General features: G+C 71.7%; 17 protein-coding genes. 6 read left to right on the forward strand and 11 right to left on the reverse strand.

Annotated elements, in window-relative coordinates; all coding sequences use genetic code 11:
* Positions 1 to 37: 37 nt before the first annotated feature.
* From ACIBQ6_RS09135 to ACIBQ6_RS09155, 5 genes are all read left to right on the forward strand, one after another.
* Positions 38 to 1153 carry a steroid 3-ketoacyl-CoA thiolase gene (locus tag ACIBQ6_RS09135; protein ID WP_358288804.1) on the forward strand — a complete coding sequence of 372 codons (1116 nt, stop codon included), beginning with the start codon at positions 38 to 40 and terminating at the stop codon, positions 1151 to 1153.
* 38 nt (positions 1154 to 1191) lie between these two features.
* Positions 1192 to 2217, forward strand: coding sequence for an MBL fold metallo-hydrolase (locus ACIBQ6_RS09140; RefSeq protein ID WP_358288807.1), 1026 nt, complete (start codon positions 1192 to 1194; stop codon positions 2215 to 2217).
* Between the two features lie 25 nt (positions 2218 to 2242).
* Complete coding sequence (locus ACIBQ6_RS09145) at positions 2243 to 2917, forward strand: FadR/GntR family transcriptional regulator (RefSeq protein ID WP_352322012.1); 675 nt, start codon at positions 2243 to 2245, stop codon at positions 2915 to 2917.
* A 32-nt stretch (positions 2918 to 2949) separates the two neighbouring features.
* Complete coding sequence (locus ACIBQ6_RS09150; protein WP_397210852.1) at positions 2950 to 3897, forward strand: DNA polymerase ligase N-terminal domain-containing protein; 948 nt, start codon at positions 2950 to 2952, stop codon at positions 3895 to 3897.
* Positions 3898 to 3998: 101 nt separating this feature from the next.
* Complete coding sequence (locus tag ACIBQ6_RS09155) at positions 3999 to 5270, forward strand: S1 family peptidase (protein ID WP_397210853.1); 1272 nt, start codon at positions 3999 to 4001, stop codon at positions 5268 to 5270.
* Between the two features lie 35 nt (positions 5271 to 5305).
* Here the strand turns inward: ACIBQ6_RS09155 and ACIBQ6_RS09160 are convergent, their stop codons facing one another.
* The 8 genes from ACIBQ6_RS09160 to ACIBQ6_RS09195 are packed head-to-tail and all read right to left on the reverse strand — an operon-like array spanning position 5306 to position 12922.
* Positions 5306 to 6223, reverse strand: a complete 918-nt coding sequence (locus ACIBQ6_RS09160; protein WP_397210854.1) for an aldo/keto reductase — start codon at positions 6221 to 6223, stop codon at positions 5306 to 5308.
* Positions 6220 to 6525 (reverse strand): L-rhamnose mutarotase, encoded by a 306-nt coding sequence (locus ACIBQ6_RS09165; RefSeq protein WP_358288817.1) that lies wholly within the window; start codon positions 6523 to 6525, stop codon positions 6220 to 6222. Before ACIBQ6_RS09165 ends, ACIBQ6_RS09160 begins: the two co-directional genes overlap by 4 nt.
* Positions 6525 to 7514 carry an ABC transporter permease gene (locus tag ACIBQ6_RS09170; RefSeq protein WP_352352283.1) on the reverse strand — a complete coding sequence of 330 codons (990 nt, stop codon included), beginning with the start codon at positions 7512 to 7514 and terminating at the stop codon, positions 6525 to 6527. The genes ACIBQ6_RS09165 and ACIBQ6_RS09170 overlap by 1 nt, the downstream gene beginning before the upstream one ends.
* Entirely contained in the window at positions 7511 to 8992 is a 1482-nt protein-coding gene (locus tag ACIBQ6_RS09175; RefSeq protein WP_387671172.1) for a sugar ABC transporter ATP-binding protein, read from the reverse strand. The genes ACIBQ6_RS09170 and ACIBQ6_RS09175 overlap by 4 nt, the downstream gene beginning before the upstream one ends.
* The gene (locus tag ACIBQ6_RS09180; protein WP_387671174.1) at positions 8992 to 10041 is read right to left on the reverse strand and encodes a sugar ABC transporter substrate-binding protein; all 1050 of its coding nucleotides are present in this window, start codon (positions 10039 to 10041) and stop codon (positions 8992 to 8994) included. Before ACIBQ6_RS09180 ends, ACIBQ6_RS09175 begins: the two co-directional genes overlap by 1 nt.
* Positions 10042 to 10047: 6 nt before the next feature.
* Positions 10048 to 10791, reverse strand: a complete 744-nt coding sequence (locus ACIBQ6_RS09185; RefSeq protein ID WP_358288826.1) for an SDR family oxidoreductase — start codon at positions 10789 to 10791, stop codon at positions 10048 to 10050.
* Entirely contained in the window at positions 10788 to 12077 is a 1290-nt protein-coding gene (locus ACIBQ6_RS09190) for an L-fuconate dehydratase (protein WP_397210857.1), read from the reverse strand. Before ACIBQ6_RS09190 ends, ACIBQ6_RS09185 begins: the two co-directional genes overlap by 4 nt.
* Positions 12077 to 12922, reverse strand: coding sequence for a fumarylacetoacetate hydrolase family protein (locus tag ACIBQ6_RS09195; RefSeq protein WP_352324024.1), 846 nt, complete (start codon positions 12920 to 12922; stop codon positions 12077 to 12079). Before ACIBQ6_RS09195 ends, ACIBQ6_RS09190 begins: the two co-directional genes overlap by 1 nt.
* Before the next feature lie 646 nt (positions 12923 to 13568).
* Here ACIBQ6_RS09195 and ACIBQ6_RS09200 point away from each other — a divergent pair.
* Positions 13569 to 14753: a cytochrome P450 gene (locus ACIBQ6_RS09200; RefSeq protein ID WP_397210859.1), complete on the forward strand. Its 1185-nt coding sequence runs from the start codon at positions 13569 to 13571 to the stop codon at positions 14751 to 14753.
* 35 nt (positions 14754 to 14788) lie between these two features.
* On the opposite strand, the gene ACIBQ6_RS09205 is transcribed toward ACIBQ6_RS09200, so the two are convergent.
* The 3 genes from ACIBQ6_RS09205 to ACIBQ6_RS09215 all read right to left on the reverse strand — a co-directional run bounded on the left by ACIBQ6_RS09205 (position 14789) and on the right by ACIBQ6_RS09215 (position 17188).
* Positions 14789 to 15610 carry a DUF559 domain-containing protein gene (locus tag ACIBQ6_RS09205; RefSeq protein WP_397210861.1) on the reverse strand — a complete coding sequence of 274 codons (822 nt, stop codon included), beginning with the start codon at positions 15608 to 15610 and terminating at the stop codon, positions 14789 to 14791.
* A 164-nt stretch (positions 15611 to 15774) separates the two neighbouring features.
* Positions 15775 to 16623: a CU044_5270 family protein gene (locus tag ACIBQ6_RS09210; protein ID WP_397210863.1), complete on the reverse strand. Its 849-nt coding sequence runs from the start codon at positions 16621 to 16623 to the stop codon at positions 15775 to 15777.
* Positions 16616 to 17188 carry an RNA polymerase sigma factor gene (locus tag ACIBQ6_RS09215; protein WP_397210865.1) on the reverse strand — a complete coding sequence of 191 codons (573 nt, stop codon included), beginning with the start codon at positions 17186 to 17188 and terminating at the stop codon, positions 16616 to 16618. The genes ACIBQ6_RS09210 and ACIBQ6_RS09215 overlap by 8 nt, the downstream gene beginning before the upstream one ends.
* Positions 17189 to 17218 lie beyond the last annotated feature (30 nt).

Genomic DNA, 17218 nt, shown 5'->3' on the forward strand with positions numbered 1-17218 from the left:
TTACAGTCGCGGCCAGAGCAACGTTCTGGAGGCGACTGTGGGCACACCTGTGATCGTCGAGGCCGTTCGCACGCCCATCGGCAAGCGGGCGGGATGGTTGTCGGAGCTCAAGCCGCAGCAGGTGCTGGCCGCGGCGCTGAACGGCCTGGTCCAGCGCGCCGGCGTCGATCCGGCCACGGTCGGCCAGATGTTCGCCGGATGCGTCACGCAGGCCGGCGAGCAGGGCGGCCACGTCGGCCGCCACTCGTGGCTCTACGCCGGGCTCCCCTACCAGACGGGCGTCACCACGCTCGACGCCCAGTGCGGCTCCTCGCAGCAGGCCGTGCACCTGGCGGCGGCGATGATCAGGGCGGGCGTCATCGAGGCCGGCGTCGGATGCGGGGTCGAGATGATGAGCAGGGCGCCGCTCGGCAGCAACGTGCGCCCCGCGCGGCCGCGTCCCGACGACTGGAGCATCGACCTGCCCGACCAGTTCACCGCGGCCGAACGCATCGCCCGGCGGCGCGGGCTGACCAGGGAGCGGCTCGACTGGTTCGGCGCGCGGTCGCAGCGCCTGGCGGCCAAGGCGTGGGCCGACGGGCGGTTCGAGCGGGAGATCGTGCCCGTCGGATCCGTCCGCAGGGATCAGGGGTTACGCGAGACCACGGTCGAGAGCCTGGCCGGGCTCAAGCCGGTCGCCGAGGGCGCCCTGCACACCGCCGGCACGTCGTCGCAGATCTCCGACGGCGCGGCCGCCGTGCTGGTGATGAGCGAGCAGGAGGCCCGCCGGCAGGGGCTGCGGCCCAGGGCGCGCATCCTGGCGCAGGCGCTCGTCGGCGCCGAGCCCTACTATCATCTCGACGGTCCCGTGGAGGCGACCGCGAAGGTGCTGACGGCGGCCGGGATGACCATGGGCGACATCGACAGGTTCGAGGTGAACGAGGCGTTCGCGTCCGTGGTGCTCTCCTGGGCCGCGGTGCACGAGCCCGACCTCGACCGGGTCAACGTCAACGGCGGGGCCATCGCGCTCGGCCATCCCGTCGGGGCCACCGGCGCCCGGCTCATCACCACCGCCCTGCACGAGCTCGAACGCTCCGACACCACCACCGCGCTGGTCACGATGTGCGCGGGCGGCGCTCTGGCCACGGCGACGATCCTCGAACGCCTGACCTGATCCACCATTCACACGCACGTGCTCGATCGGGGGAACCGGTGGGGAAGACCAGGCGCAGGCCGTACTCGGAACAGCGGCCGCAGGAGCTCGGCGGCGGGGTGTGGAGCGTCCCGGTGCCCATCCCGGGCAACCCGCTCGGCTACACGCTGGTCTACGCCGTCGAGTCGCCGCGCGGGCCGGTGCTGGTGGACGCCGGGTGGAACCATCCCGACGCCTGGCAGGCGCTCAGCGGCGGCCTGGCCGCGCTCGGGCTCGACGTCGCGACCGTGAGCGGCGTGGTCGTCACCCACTTCCATCCCGACCACGCCGGGCTGGCCGGGCAGGTCAAGGAGGCGTCCGGGGCCTGGATCGCCATGCACGAGGAGGACGCCGCGCTGGTGCGGCTCATGCACCGGTTCGCCGCGGAGGAGCACGCGAGCTTCCAGTCCGACATGCTCAGGCGGGCCGGCGCCGACCCCGGCGAGGTGCGCGAGGCGATGGGCGCCCGGCCGACGCCGCCCGCGCTGCCCGACCGCGAGCTGCGCGACGGCGACCTGGTGGAGCTGCCCGGCCGCAAGCTGCGCGCCGTGCACACCCCCGGCCATACGCCAGGCCACATCTGCCTGCACCTGGAGGACGCCGACCGGCTGTTCACCGGCGACCACGTCCTTCCCGACATCACACCGCACATCGGGATCTATCCCTACGACCGCGACGACATCGATCCGCTGGGCGACTTCCTGGACTCGCTCGACCGGGTCGGCGAGCTGGGCCCTCTGGACGCCCTGCCGGCACACGAGTGGATATTTCCCGATGTTGCCGCGCGCGCCGCCGAGATCCGCCACCATCACGAGGAGAAGCTGATCCGGTTGCGCACCCTCATGGCCGAGCGGTCGCGACCGCTGACCATCTGGGAGGTCGCCTCGATGATGACCTGGAACCGGCCCTGGGACGACCTGGCCCCCGTGCTGCGCAGCATGGCGGCCGGCGAGGCCGCGGCCCATCTGCGCACCCTGGAGACCCGGGGCATGGTCCGCCGCGTCCCGGACGTCGATCCCGTCCGCTTTCAGGCTCTAGACTCCTAGACATCCGATGTCTAGGGAGAAGAGTGTGGCGGTCACCGACGCGGCCATCGACAAGATCAAGCAGATGATCCTCTCCGGGGAGCTCACCCCGGGCGACCGTCTGCCGAAGGAGGCCGACCTCGCCGAGCGGCTCGGCCTGTCGCGCAACTCGCTGCGCGAGGCCGTGCGCGCGCTCGCCCTGATCAACGTCCTCGACGTGCGCCAGGGCGACGGCACGTACGTCACCAGCCTGGAGCCGCACCTGCTGCTCGACACCATGTCGTTCGTGCTCGACCTGCACCGCGACGACACGGTGATCCAGTTCTTCGAGGTGCGGCGCATCCTCGAACCGGCCGCGACGGCCCTGGCCACCGAGCTGATGCGCGACGAGGACATCGAGGAGCTGCGGCGCATCCTCGACTCGCTGCCCGCGCAGCCGACGGTCGAGGAACTGGTCGCCAACGACCTGGAGTTCCATCAGCGCATCGCGCGCGGGTCGGGCAACAGCGTGCTCTGCTCGTTCATCGAGAGCCTGTCAGGTCCGACCACTCGGGCCCGGGTGTGGCGCGGCCTCACCCAGGAGGGCGCGATGGAGAAGACCCGCGAGCAGCACACCGCGATCTACGAGGCCATCGCCGCCCGCCAGCCGGACGTGGCGCGGTCGTGGGCCACCGTGCACGTGGCGGGCGTGGAGGCGTGGCTGCGCAAGGCCCTCGACTGATCGGCGCCCGTTCCCCGGGTAGTAACCGTGTCGTGGCCGACAAACTGGAGCGATACCGCAGCAAACGCGACCCCAGCCGGACCCCCGAGCCCGTGCCCGCCACCCCTCCCGAGGACGGTGGCGGCGCCGCGTTCGTCATCCAGGAGCACCACGCCCGGTCCCTGCACTGGGACCTGCGGCTGGAACGCGACGGCGTGCTGGCCTCCTGGGCGGTCCCCAAGGGCCTGCCCGCCGACCCCGGCACCAACCACCTGGCGGTGCACACCGAGGACCACCCGATGGAGTACCTCACCTTCCACGGCGAGATCCCCAAGGGCGAGTACGGCGGCGGCACCATGACCGTCTGGGACACCGGCACGTACGAGACCGAGAAGTGGTCCGAGCGCGAGGTCAAGTTCGTCCTGCACGGCCGGCGGGCCTCCGGGCGGTTCGTGCTGTTCCGGACGCGGGGCAAGAACTGGATGATCCACCGCATGGACGCCCCCGTCCGCGACCCGTTCCCCGACGTGGCGCCCATGCTGCCCACCGAGCGCGCCCGGCCGCCCAGGGACGCCGCCGCCTACGCCTTCGAGTTCGCCTGGGGCGGACGCCGGCTCCTGGTCCCCGTCGACGGCGGGCGCACGACGGCCGCCCGCGAGCATCCCTGGCTGCGCCCGCTGGCCGAGTCGTTCGGCAGCCGGACGGCGGTGCTGGACGGCGAGGTGGTCACGCTGGCCGGGACCGAGATCCTGGTCGTCCAGGACCTGCTGTACGACGAGGGCCGCTCCCTGGTGGACGAGCCGTTCGCCGACCGGCGGGCCGCCCTGGAGTCGCTCGGGCTGGCCGGCCCCCGCTGGCAGACCGCGCCCTCGTGGCCCGGCGAGGCCGGCGCGGTCCGGCAGGCGGCGCGCGAGCAGGGCCTGCCCGGCGTGGTGGCCAAACGCCTGGACTCCCGCTACGAGTCCGGCACGTCCGCGTTGTGGTTGTTCATCCCCTCCTGAGGCCGCAAGCCCGCAAAGCACAGCGCGGAGCGGTACTTGGACGCGGTAGGCGTGCCGGATCGTCTGTTGTGCTGGCCCCTCATCCAGACATGGGGGGATCCATGCAGAACATCCGCTTACGCCGTACGGTGCTGATCCTGGCGTGCGCCGTCGTGCCCTTCCTGGGCGCCGGAGCCGCCTCGGCGGTCACCGTCTCCGGCCCCGACCTCACCCGGCAGTCCGCCGACGCCGGGGGCAAGCCGCCGGCCAGGGACTCGACCGGCCCGCGCGGCCAGGTTCCCGGCGGCTTCGCGAGCTGGGACGCGCTCTTCGCCGAGCAGACCCGGCTGAACGCCGTCGCCGACCGCGTCACGGCCGTGGCCGAGACCTCCGACGGGTACGGCGGCGTGGTCGTCGCGCCCGAGAACCACGAGGTGCGCCTGTACTGGAAGGGCCAGGTGCCCGCGCCCGTGCGGGCCGTGGTCGACGAGGGACGGCTGACCGCCCCGGTCTCCGTGCTCCCGTCCGCCTTCTCCTACGCCGACCTCCTCGCCGAGGCCGACAAGTGGAGCGAGTCCGGACAGGTGACGGGCGCCGCCCCGCAGGCCGACGGGAGCGGCGTGCGGCTCTCGGTCCCGGACGACGACACCGCCCCCGACCAGCTCCAACGGCCGAGCGGCGCCACCGCGCCGATCACGTTGGAGCGCGGCGAGCGCTTCGACCCGGCCTACAGCAGGCAGGACGACGTCCCGAGCTACTACGCGGGCGGCCGGACCTGGAACGCCAGGACCGGCTCCGGCTGCACCTCGGGGTTCGCCGTCTACGACAAGAACGGCAATCCCGGCTTCCTGACCGCCGCGCACTGCGGCGAGTTCTGGGACTCCTTCTACGACGGCGGCGGCTCGGGCAGCCCGGCGAACCGCATGGGCGACCTGCAGTGGCGGCTGCCCAAGCGGGACGCCGCGATCGTCCTGTCCGACGCCACGGCCGACGTCTTCGACGGCGGTCCGGCGGCCGCCACCAGCAACCGGGTGGTCGCGTTGTGGAAGGCGTACGTCGGCAACTTCGTGTGCAACTCGGGGGCGTCGCTGGGCGAGTACTGCCTGATCAAGGTGACCGAGACCGGGTGGAGCGGCACGTACACGAACGGGCAGTACGTCAAGCACATGGTCAGGGCCAAGAGCGTCGTCGGCGGCTGCGCCGTGGCCCACGGCGACAGCGGCGGCCCGGTCTACTCCTACACCAACTGGTTCGACGACGTCGCGGCACAGGGCATCACGTCGGCCATCAGCAAGCCGGTCGCCTGCGGCGGGCTGGACGGCGGCCGGGTGATCGTCTTCTCCCGGGTGTGGGACGTGGCGCTGGCCTTCGGCGCGTACGTACAGGTGCACTGAACGAGGCCGGCGGCCGGGCGGGGGCCCGGCCGCGGTCAGCCCAGCAGGCCCTCGCCGGCCAGTTCCAGCCACAGCTCCTCGGGGACCGGGCGGGCCCACAGGGCGGCGTTGGCCAGGACCTCCTCGGGCGCGCGGGCGCCCAGCACGATCGAGGCGACCGCCGGATGGCGCAGCGGGAAGGCCATGGCCGCCTGCGGCAGCGAGACGCCGTGGCGCTCGCAGACGGCGGCGATCCGGGTGGCCCGGTCCAGCAGCGGCGCCGGCGCGGGCGCGTAGTCGAAGGTGCCCGACGGGGCCGGCGTGGCCAGCAGGCCGCTGTTGAAGACCCCCGCGGCCAGCACCCGGACGCCGCGTTCGGCGCATTCGTCCAGCAGCGGCAGCCCCGACTGGTCGAGCAGCGTGTAGCGCCCGGCGAGCATGACGACGTCGACGCCGGTCTCCCGGACGAAGCGCAACGGCGCCTGCCACTGGTTCATCCCGACGCCGATCGCCTTGACCACGCCCTGCTCCCGCAGCTCGGCCAGCGCCGGGTACGCCTCGGCCAGCGCCTGCTCCAGGTGGTCGTCGGGGTCGTGGATGAGCGCGATGTCGATCTCCGGCAGGCCGAGCCGGGCCAGGGAGTCCTCCAGGGAGTCGCGCACGCCGTCGGCCGAGAAGTCCCATTCGCGGCCCAGCCCGACCGGGACGTCGAACATCTCGTCGTCGTCGCGCACCCGCGAGGGCACCACCAGCCGGCCCACCTTCGTGGACAGGACGTAACCCGACCGCTGCGCGAGCGCGGCGCCCAGGCGGCGCTCGGACAGCCCCAGCCCGTAGTGGGGCGCGGTGTCGAAGAGCCGCACGCCGCTGTCCCAGGCCGCGTCGACCGTGGCCCGCGCCTGCTCGCCGGAGACCGCCTGGTAGAGGTTGCCGAGCGGGGCGCCGCCGAGGCCGACGCGGGGCAGGTCGATCACGTCAGCTCCCAGACCTGGCGCAGGCCGCCCGCCGACTGGTCGAAGTCGCCGTCGAGCAGGCGGTTCATCTGGCGCTGCCAGGCCTGGTCGGCGGGGTCGTCCTTGAGCGCGGCCTGCAGCGCGGCGTAGTCCTCGACCTCCACGAAGTGGAACAGGTCGAGGCCGTCGCGGAAGATGCGCCACGAGATCACGCCGTGGGCGCGCAGCGCGGACTCCAGGGCGGCCGGGATCGTGGCGTGCTCCCGCTCGTAGGTCTCCTCGCACCCGGGCCGGAGCCTGGTGCGCAGGGCGAGGCGTTCCATCAGTCCTGCGCCTTTCCGCCGGCGATCCTGCTGATGATCAGTGCGATGAGAATGATGCCACCGTAGATGACCGGTTGCCAGAAACCGGAGACCCCGATGAGGGTGAGGATGTTCTGGACCAGGCCGATCACCAGCACACCGGTCAGCGCGCCGAGGACGGTGCCCTTGCCGCCGTCCATGCTGACGCCGCCGATGACGGCCGCGGCGAAGACCATGAAGATCCAGCCGTCGCCCATCTCGTTGCCGATCGCGCCGAGGCGTCCGGTCTCCAGGATGCCGGCCGTGGCGGCCAGGATGCCGCCGAGGACGAACACGCCGAACAGCACGCGGTCCACCCGGATGCCGGCGGCGCGGGCGGCGTCGGCGTTGCCGCCGATGGCGTACAGGGAGCGGCCGAGCCTGAGGTAGGTCAGGCCGAAGACGCCGGCGGCGAACAGCAGCGCGGCGATCCAGATGGCGGCGGGCAGGCCGAGCCAGGTGGCGCTGCCGAGGTAGAGCATCGAGTCGGGGAGCTGGAACAGCGTCTTGCCCTGGGTGAGCCCCTGCTGGAGGCCGTCCACGATGATCAGCATGGCCAGCGTGACGATGAACGCCGAGAGCTGGAACCTGATGATCAGGAACCCGTTGAACGCGCCGATGGCCGCGCCCACGAGCAGGGCCAGCGGGATCACCAGCCAGCCGGGCAGCCCGAGGCCGAACCCGCCCGCCGAGGCCGGTACGACCAGCATCACGGCGATGCCGGGCGCGGTGCCGACCGTCGACTCCAGCGACAGGTCGAACTTCCCGGCGATCAGGATCATCGCCTCGGCCAGCACGAGCAGCGAGATCGCCGCCTGCTGCTGCAGGACGTTCGTCAGGTTGCCCGCCGTCAGGAAGGTCGGGTCGAGGAACGCGCCCACGACCAGCAGGAGCAGGATCACCGGCACCAGGGTCAGGTCGCGGAACCTGGCCAGCCTCAGCCGGGGGGCCGGAGCAGTCAAAGTGGTCACTCTTGTATGCCTTCCATCACGGCCACGAGCTCGTGGTCGGTCCAGCCACGCGGCACGTCCTTGACGACCCTGCCGTGGAACATCACCAGCACCCGGTCGCAGATGCGCAGGTCGTCGAGCTCGTCGGAGACCACGACGGCCCCCGCGCCCCGGCCGACCGCGTCCTCGACCGCGCCGAGCAGGGCCTGCTTGGCCTTGACGTCGACGCCCGCGGTCGGGTTGATCACGACCAGCGCCCTCGGGTCGTCCACGAGCGCCCGCGCGAACACGACCTTCTGCGCGTTCCCGCCGGACAGGTCGCCGACGGGCTGGTCGGGCCCCTCGGTCTTGATGTCCAGGCTCTCGATCATCTGGACGGCCCTGGCCCGGCGTCGCGCGGGCGAGACGATGCCGTAGGCGCCCAGCTTGTGGGCGATCGGCAGGGTCGCGTTCTCCCCCACCGACAACATCGGCACGAAACCCTCGTGGTGCCGGTCCTCGGGCACGAACCCGAGCCCGGCGCGCATGGCGGCGGGCACGTCGCCCGGTCTGACCCGGGTGCCGTCGATCGTGACCACGCCCGTGTCCGGCTTGCGCAGCCCGACCAGGGTCTCGGCCAGGCCGACCTTGCCACTGCTCGCCGAGCCCGCCAGGCCCACGACCTCGCCGGACCTGACCGAGATGTCCACGTCCTGGTAGCGGCCGGTCAGCGACAGGCCCGCGCCCGACAGCACGACCGCCTCGCCCGGCACGCGCTGCCGGGACTCGTAGGCGGCCGTGGCCTCGCCGGTCATCGCGTCCACCAGCTCGTCCTGGGGGAACCCGGCGACCGGCCGGGTCACGATGTGCCGGGCGTCGCGGAAGACCGTGACGCTCTGGCAGATCTCGTACACCTCGTCCAGGTGGTGGGAGATGTACATCATCGTGACGCCCTGCTCGCGCAGTGAGCGCATGCGGGTGAACAGCCGCTCGATGGCCGGGCCGTCGAGCCGGGCGGTGGGCTCGTCGAGGATGATGAACCGGGCGCCGAACGACAGCGCCCGCGCGATCTCCACGAGCTGCCGCTGCTCGACGCCCAGCTCGCCGGCCAGCGCCTGCGGGTCGACGTCCACCTCGTAGGTGTCCAGCAGCTCGCGCGCCTTGGCCCGCAGCGCCCGCCAGTTGATCATCCGGCCGCGGCCGGTCTGGCGGTTGACGAACAGGTTCTCCGCGACCGTCAGCGCCGGGATGATCGTGGACTTCTGGTACACGCACGCGACGCGCTGCCGCCAGGCGTCGCGGTCGGCCAGGGCGGGCGCCGCCTCTCCCGAGAACAGCACCTCGCCCTCGTCCGGCCGCTGGAGCCCGGTGAGGATCGACACGAGGGTGGACTTCCCCGCGCCGTTCCGGCCGACGAGGGCGTGGGTCTGGCCCTCGGCGATGGCGATCTCCGCGCCGTTCAGCGCGGTGGTCGGACCGAAACGCTTGACGACATTTCGGGCTTCAACGTGATATTTCATCACTTGACCTGGTTACCCCAGAGGTTCTGGTCGTCCACGTTGTCCTTCGTCACCAGCGGCGCCGGGAGCTGGTCCTCGAAGCCGTTGGGCAGCTGGATGATGTTGCTGCCGTGGTCGGTCGGGCCCGGCTGGAACGTCTTGCCGTCGACCGCCGCCTTGGCGTAGAAGATCGCGTACCGGGCGTAGAGGTCGGCCGGCTGCGACACCGTGGCGTCGATGTTGCCCTTGCGGATCTCCTCGAACTCCTGCGGGATGCCGTCGTTGGAGACCACGAAGACGTGCTTGGGGTCGGTCGGCGGGACCAGCAGGTTCTTCTGCTTGAGCACCTGCAGCGTCGGAGCCAGGTGCACGCCGCCGGCGTGCATGTAGATGCCCTTGATGTCCGGGTTCTGCTCCAGGCGGGTCTGCAGCATGGACGCCGCCTTGCTGCCCTCCCACTCGGTCGGCTCGCTGAACACCGTGATGCCGGGGAACTTGCTCTTCATGCACTCGTTGAACGCCTCGGACCGGTCGCGGCCGTTGATCGAGCTGAGCGCGCCCTCCAGCTGCACGACCTTGCCCTTGCCGCCGAGCTTCTCGCCGAGGAACTCGCACGCCTTGGTGCCGTACGCGCGGTTGTCGGCGCGTACGACCATGTAGACCTTGCCCTTGTCGGGCCGGGTGTCCACGGTGACCACGGGGATCTTCTTGTTCTCCAGCTGCTGCAGCGTGTTGGCGATGGCGCCGGTGTCCTGGGGGGCCATGACGATCGCCTTGGCGCCCTGGCCGACCAGCGCCTGCACGTTGTTGACCAGCTTGGAGACGTCGTTCTGGGAGTTCGTGGCGGGCATCAGGTCGGCCTTGAGCTCGGTCGCCATCTGCGGGACGTACTTCATGTAGGAGTTCCAGAAGTCGGAGTCGGCGCGCGGGTGGTCGATGCCCACCTTGCCGCCGCCTCCCCCTTCCGCCGTGGAGCCGCTGGAGCCGCTGGAGCCGTTCGTGCCGCTGGAGCCGCAGGCGGCGACGACCGCCAGCAGGGCCGCGCTCGCGACCACCGGACCGATCTTCATGGGGGGTTACCTTCCTTGGTTGGTTGGCCGGAGCCGTAGCCCCTGCATGCCGCCGTCGACCGCGAGCGCGGTGCCGGTGGTCGCGGCGGACTCGGGACCTGCCAGATAGGCGATCGCGGCGGCGACCTCCTCGGCGCTGACCAGGCGGCCCATGGGCTGCCTGGCGTTCAGCGCCGCTCGTTCGGCCTCGGGATCGTCGGCCGAGTCGAGCAGCCGCCCCACCCACGGGGTGTCGGCGGTGCCCGGGTTGACGCAGTTGACGCGGATGCCCTCGCGGACGTGGTCGGCGGCCATGGCCAGGGTCAGCGACAACACCGCGCCCTTGGTCGCGCTGTAGAGCGCCCGGTGCGGCAGCCCCGCGGTGGCCGCGATCGAGCAGGTGTTGACGATGGCCGGGTGCTCCGACCTGCGCAGGTACGGCAGCGCCGCCCGGCTCACCCGGACGATGCCGAACACGTTGACCTCGAAGACCTTCCGCCACTCCTCGTCCGGGTTGTCCTCGACCGTGCCCTGGGCGCCGACGCCCGCGTTGTTGATCACGATGTCGATGCCGCCGAGCCGTTCCGCGGCCTCGGCCACCGCCGCGCGCACGGACGCGTCGTCGGCCACGTCCGCCTTGATCCCCACGAAGGGGTCGCCGGGCGGGGCGAGGTCGAGGCAGGCGACCTGCATGCCGCGCGCCGCGAGCAGGGTGGCGGTGGCCAGGCCGATGCCTGAACCGCCGCCGGTCACGATGGCCTTGAGCGTCATGACGTGGCCCTCCATACCTGGCCGTCGGGGAAGCTGTGGGCGGCGATCGACGCCGCGTGCATCTCGGCGCTGAAGCCGGGGGCCATGGGGGCGGTGTAGCGGCCGTGGTCGATGACGACCGGGTGCACGAAGTGCTCGTGCAGGTGGTCGACGTACTCGATCACGCGGCCGTCCATCGTGCCGGTGATCGCCACGTAGTCGAACATCGACAGGTGCTGCACCAGCTCGCACAGCCCGACGCCGCCCGCGTGCGGGCAGACCGGCACGCCGAACTTGGCCGCGAGCAGCAGGATCGCCAGGTTCTCGTTGACCCCGCCGACCCTGGCCGCGTCGATCTGCAGGTAGGAGATCGCGCCGGCCTGGAGAAGCTGCTTGAAGACGATGCGGTTCTGGACGTGCTCGCCGGTGGCGACCGGGACCGGCCTGATGCCCTCGGCGATGGCGGCGTGGCCGAGCACGTCGTCGGGGCTGGTCGGCTCCTCCACCCAGTGCGGCCGGTACGGGCTCAGCGCGCGCACCCATTCGATGGCCGAGGCGACGTCCCAGCGCTGGTTGGCGTCGATCGCGATCGGGTAGTCGGGGCCGCAGACCTCGCGGGCCACGCGGAAGCGGCGCAGGTCGTCGTCGAGGTCGGCGCCGACCTTGAGCTTGATCTGGCCGAAGCCCTGGTCGAGGGCCTCCTTGCAGAGGCGTCGCAGCTTGTCGTCGTCGTAGCCGAGCCAGCCGGGAGAGGTGGTGTAGGCGGGGTAGCCGGTCTCGATGAGCCGCTGGATCCGCTCTTCCTTCCCTTCTTCCGCATTTTTCAGGATCTGGAGGGCTTCGTCCTGGGTGAGCGCGTCACTCAGGTAGCGGAAGTCGATCAGTCCGACGATCTCCTCGGGCGACATCTCCGACAGCAGCCGCCACACCGGCTTGCCCGCCCGCCTGGCCTTCAGGTCCCACAGGGCGTTGACCACGGCGGAGATCGCCATGTGCATGACGCCCTTCTCCGGGCCCAGCCAGCGCAGTTGCGAGTCGCCGACCAGCTCCTTGTACAGCGCGCCGAGGTCTTCGACGTCCCGGCCGAGCACATAGGGCTCAAGCGCCCGGATCGCTCCGGTCTGCACGTCGTTGCCGCGTCCGATGGTGAACGCGAACCCGTGCCCCTCGACCCCGTCGTCGGTCTTCAGCACCACGTAGGCGGCGGAGTAGTCGGGGTCGGGGTTCATCGCGTCCGAGCCGTCCAGCTCCCGCGACGTGGGGAAACGCACGTCGTGCGTCTCCAGCGCGACGATTCTGTACGCCATCAGGCCTGCCCCACCGTCTGCCGCTGGCGGCCGAGCCCGTCGATCTCCAGCTCCATCACGTCGCCCGCCCGCAGGTACGGCTGGCCGGGCATGCCCATCGCGACCCCGGCCGGAGTGCCGGTGTTGATCACGTCACCGGGTTCGAGCACCATGAACCGGCTCAGGTACCGCACGATCTCGGCCACGTCGAAGATCATGTCCTTGGTGCCGCCGTCCTGGCGCGGCTCGCCGTTCACCCAGAGGCGCAGCCCCAGGCTCTGCGGGTCGCCGACCTCGTCGGCCGTCACCAGCCAGGGACCCAGCGGGTTGAACGTCTCGCACGACTTGCCCTTGTCCCACTGGCCGCCGCGTTCGAGCTGGAACTCCCGCTCGGAGACGTCGTTGGAGATCGCGTACCCGGCGATCACGTCGAGGGCCTCGTCCCGGCTGTCGAGATAGCGGGCCCGCCGGCCGATCACGACCGCCAGCTCCACCTCCCAGTCGGTCTTCACGCTGCCACGCGGCACCAGCACCTCGTCGTACGGGCCGATCACGGTGTTGGCGGCCTTCATGAACACCACGGGCTCGGCGGGCGGCTCCGCGCCGGACTCGGCGGCGTGGTCGCGGTAGTTCAGCCCGATGCAGACCACCTTGCCCGGCCGGGCGATCGGCGCGCCCACCCGCAGCCCGGCGGCGTCGACGACGGGCAGGTCGCCGCGCTCCAGCGCGTCACGCACGCGCGCCACTCCCCCGGAGGCGAGAAAAGCCCCGTCGATCTCGGGCTCCCCGATGTCGCGCAGGGTGCCGGAGGCGTCCATCACCACCGGCCGCTCCTGTCCGACAGGTCCCACTCGCAGCAGCTTCACACCGCACCCTTCACTTATTCATCGGATGTCTGTGCCTCAGATGCTGCTGCGACATGGCGGCGCATGTCAAGGGCGTCCAGCGGGATACATCCGATCCGTGACCCAGAACGACACCTCGAACCCCAACCAACCACCTCTCCCAGCCCCTACGGCTCCGAAGATTCCCCTCCCTCGCCGATCCGCACCACCTCCAAAAACATCGGAGGTACCTCGCCCTTTCTCCCTCACCACTCGCCCACTCCTGACGGCTCCGCCCGTTCGAAGTGACGTCCTTGGCGCCGCCCCAGACAATCCTCGCCAATCTGGACGTCGGCACGGTCGCCGCCAAGAGCCGTGCTGATGCCGGGCTTGAGGGCCGGGCTTGGGAGTGGGCTTGGAGGTGGGGCGAAGTCGGTTAGCGGTGGTGAGCACGGGGGGGGCGGCACCGCTGTGGGGCTGGGCTGGGGCATGGGTGAGGAAGCGTCGGCGGGGAGGGGGGTGGCTGCTGTCGGGTTATGGCGGGCGGGTGTCTGCTCCGGGGTTATGGCGGGCGTGTCTGGAGGGTGGGGAGGGTGGCGGGGTGGGGCTACTTGACGGGCGTACAGTGGCGTAATAGAACACGTTTCAGTACGAATAAACCAAGCGCTTGATCAAGAGGTGACCGCGCGTGCATATCGACCTCGTAGACAGGGACCGTTACGCGACTTCCGGCCCACCCCACGAACAGCTCGCCTGGCTCCGCGCCAACTCCCCCGTCCATTGGCACGACGGCGAGCCCGGGTTCTGGGCGGTCACCCGCTACGAGGACGTCGTGCACGTGTCCCGCCACTCCGACCTGTTCTCCTCGGCCAAGAAGCTCGCCCTCTTCGACGAGATGCCCGAGGACCAGATCGCCCTCCAGCGGCTGATGATGCTCAACCAGGACCCGCCCGAGCACACCAGGCGGCGTTCCCTGGTCAACCGCGGCTTCACCCCCCGGACGATCGGCGCCCTCGAACAGCACATCCGCGACATCTGCGACGACCTGCTCGACAAGTGCTCCGGCGAGGTGGACTTCGTCACCGAGGTCTCCGCCCCGCTCCCCCTGTACGTGATCTGCGAGCTGCTCGGTGCCCCCGCGACCGACCGCGACAAGTTGTTCTCCTGGTCGAACCGCATGATCGGCGCCCAGGACCCCGACTACGCGGCGACCCCCGAGGAGGGCTCCGGCGCCGCCATGGAGGTGTACGCCTACGCCAACGAGCTCGCGGCGCAGCGCAGAGCCGCCCCCAAGGACGACATCATCACCAAGCTCCTCCAGCCCGACGACAAGGGGGAAACCCTCGGCGAGGACGAGTTCGACCTGTTCGTCCTGCTGCTGATCGTCGCGGGCAACGAGACCACCCGCAACGCGGCCTCCGGCGGCATGCTGGCCCTCTTCGAGCACCCCGACCAGTGGGACCGCCTGGTGGCCGACCCCATGCTGGCCAGGACGGCGGCCGACGAGATCGTCCGGTGGGTCTCGCCGGTCAACCTGTTCCGGCGCACGTCGATGGCGGACCAGGTGCTCGGCGGGCAGCCCATCAAGGACGGCGACAAGGTCGTGGTCTTCTACTCCTCCGCCAACCGGGACGCCTCCGTCTTCCCGGACCCCGAGGTCTTCGACATCGGACGCACCCCCAACACGCACATCGGGTTCGGCGGCGGCGGCGCGCACTTCTGCCTCGGCAACCACCTCGCCAAGCTGGAACTGCGTGTCCTGTTCGAGCAGCTGGCCAGGCGCCGGCCGCGCATCCGCCAGGCCGGCCCGGCCCGCCGCCTGCGCTCGAACTTCATCAACGGCATCAAGGAACTCCCGGTCACGATCGCCTGACCTTGCCGACGCCCTCCGAGCCACCGGGGACGCTCTCACGAGAACCGCCGGCGCCGGGGATGGCGAGCGGTTCCGCGGCGGGCCGCGCGGATCTGGCGGAGGACGCGGACGGTGCCCTCCGGGCCGGGTTGCCAGCCGCGCTCGATCAACGCGTCGGCGACGTGCCGGAGAAGGCCGGCGATCTGGCCGGGGATGACGTCGCGGCGTACGGCGATCACCCGCCAGCCCAGCCGCCGCAGCTCCTCGCGGCGGGCCGCGTCACGCCGCCGGTCCGCCGGGGAGGTGTGGTGCTCCTGGCCGTCGTACTCCACCCCCACCCGGTACGGCTCCCACCCCAGGTCGAGGTAGGCGTGTCGGCCGCCGCCCAGGGGCACGGCGAGCTGCGTGGCGGGCCTGGGGAGGCCGCCGTCGACGAGGACGACCCGCAGCCAGCTCTCCCGGGGCGAGGCGGCGCCGCCGTCGGCCAGGCTCAGCGTGTCGCGCAGCCGCCAGGAGTTGAGCGGACGACGCCACAGCGCCTCCATGTCGACGCCCCGCCGCGCGAACTGGTCGAGCGCCGCCACCGCCTCGGGACGCGGCAACGACCGGGCGCAGTCGAGGGCCGTGCGCGCCATGGTGGTGAGCCGGACGCCCCGGTGGTCGGTGACGTCGTCGGCGGGCGGTTCGCCCACGTACGTGACGCAGCCGGGGATCGCCACGTGAGCGGGGGCGATCACCTCCACCGGCCAGTCGGCCTCGGGGACGGAGAGCACGCTCAGGCCCCAGACGTGTGCGGCCGTCTGCCGGCAGACGACGGCCTGCCGGCAGGACCGGGTGATGCGCTCGGCGCGGCCGAGCAACGAGAGTGCGGCGTTCACGGGGTCCAGGCTGACGCCCTCACCCCGGCCCCCGCAGAGCCGAACCGCGTTCTGTGGACAACCGTCCGGCTACTCACTCAGCGGTTCACCGCGTCGTCGCGGAGGCTGATCATTGCGACCCGCCGGTGTCGGTGCGGCGCGAGGTGAACGACCGCCGGTCCGCGTCATCGCGGCGGCTGGTCGGTCCAGCCGGCCGTCACCCAAACGAAGTCTCTGCCCCACGACAGGCCCCCGTCGCCGCCGTAGAGGTAGTTCGTCCGGATCACCCGGGCGCTCTCGGGATCGACCACCATCCTGATCTCCGGCCCGCCGTCGGGGTTGGGGAAGCGCAGCTCCTGCCCGTCCTCGACCTCGCCGGCGTTCTCGACCCCGGGTGTCGCGGCGAGCGCCCGGAACGCCGCCGACCGGACCTCCGGCGGCGCGGGCAGCTCCGAGATGAGCGCGACCAGCGAGAACAGCGGATCGCCGCGCTGCTCGGAGGAGGTCATGGCACTGGCGAGCCCGGGCAGCGCGGCGATCCGGGACGTCAGCGCCGCCGGCTCCGTCGGCAGCTCTTCGAGCTCCTCGATGCTCACCTCGGCCCCCTTGAGCCTGAGGGGGTTCGGGTCGGGCACGACGACCCCGGCGGGGGCGTCCGGCCGGCCCCTGGACCAGCGCCGGCCGTCCCGCGTGGTCCAGCTCTCATGGGCGGGGATGTCCACGCCCCGGTACTCGCGTCTGACGTGCCAGTAGCGTCCGGCGCCCTCGGGCGTGCGCTCGGCGCTCGCCGCGGCCATGAGCAGCACCTCCTTGCCCGAGGCCGGCGTGCCGGCGGGCGCGATCGCGCCCGTCGCGAGCACGGTGACGGCCGCCGCGGCGGCGGCCAGGGCGAGCGCGGGCGCGAGCCATCCGGTCCGCCGGCGGTGGGTACGGCCGCGCGCCCTGTCCAGGAGGCGGCTCCTGCTGCGCGCCATCGCCCCGGCGGCCGGTTCCGGCTTGGCCAGCAGGGTGGCGAGCTCCTTCAGGTCATCCACGAGCTGTCTCCTTGTCGACGAGGGCCTGGATCTTCGCGCGCGCCCGGCTGAGCCTGGAGCCGACCGTGCCGGGGGCGATGCCGAGCGCCTGGGCCACCTCGTCGTAGCCGAGCTGGCCGAGGGCCACGAGCAGCAGGACGTCACGCTCGCCCGGCGACAGCGCGGCGAGCGCCCTGGCCAGGTAGGGCTGCATGCCCTGGGCCGTGACGGAGGCCACGACCCGGTTCTCATGGCCTTCCATGACGGGTTCGGGGCCCAGCCGGGCCAGCGCCCGGTAGTGGCGGATCTCCTTGCGCCGGTGCCTGGCGATCAGGTTGGTGGCCAGGCCGAACAGCCAGGGCCGCAATCCGCCGCGCTCCGGGTCGAACCGGTCGCGGCGGTCGAAGGCCAGCAGGAACGTCTCGGCCGTGATGTCCTCGGCGATCTGCGTGTCCAGCCGGCCGGCCACGTACAGGTAGATGTCGCGGAAATGGCGATCGTGCACGAGGGTGAACAGCTCGGGGTCCCGCCGGTACCGGGCGGCCAGCTCGGCGTCGGTCAGCTGTTCGCCCGCTTCGGCGATCACGTTCTCGTCTCCGTCATCAGGCTGCCTTCA

This window comes from Nonomuraea sp. NPDC049655, assembly GCF_044465465.1.
Lineage (GTDB): Bacteria > Actinomycetota > Actinomycetes > Streptosporangiales > Streptosporangiaceae > Nonomuraea.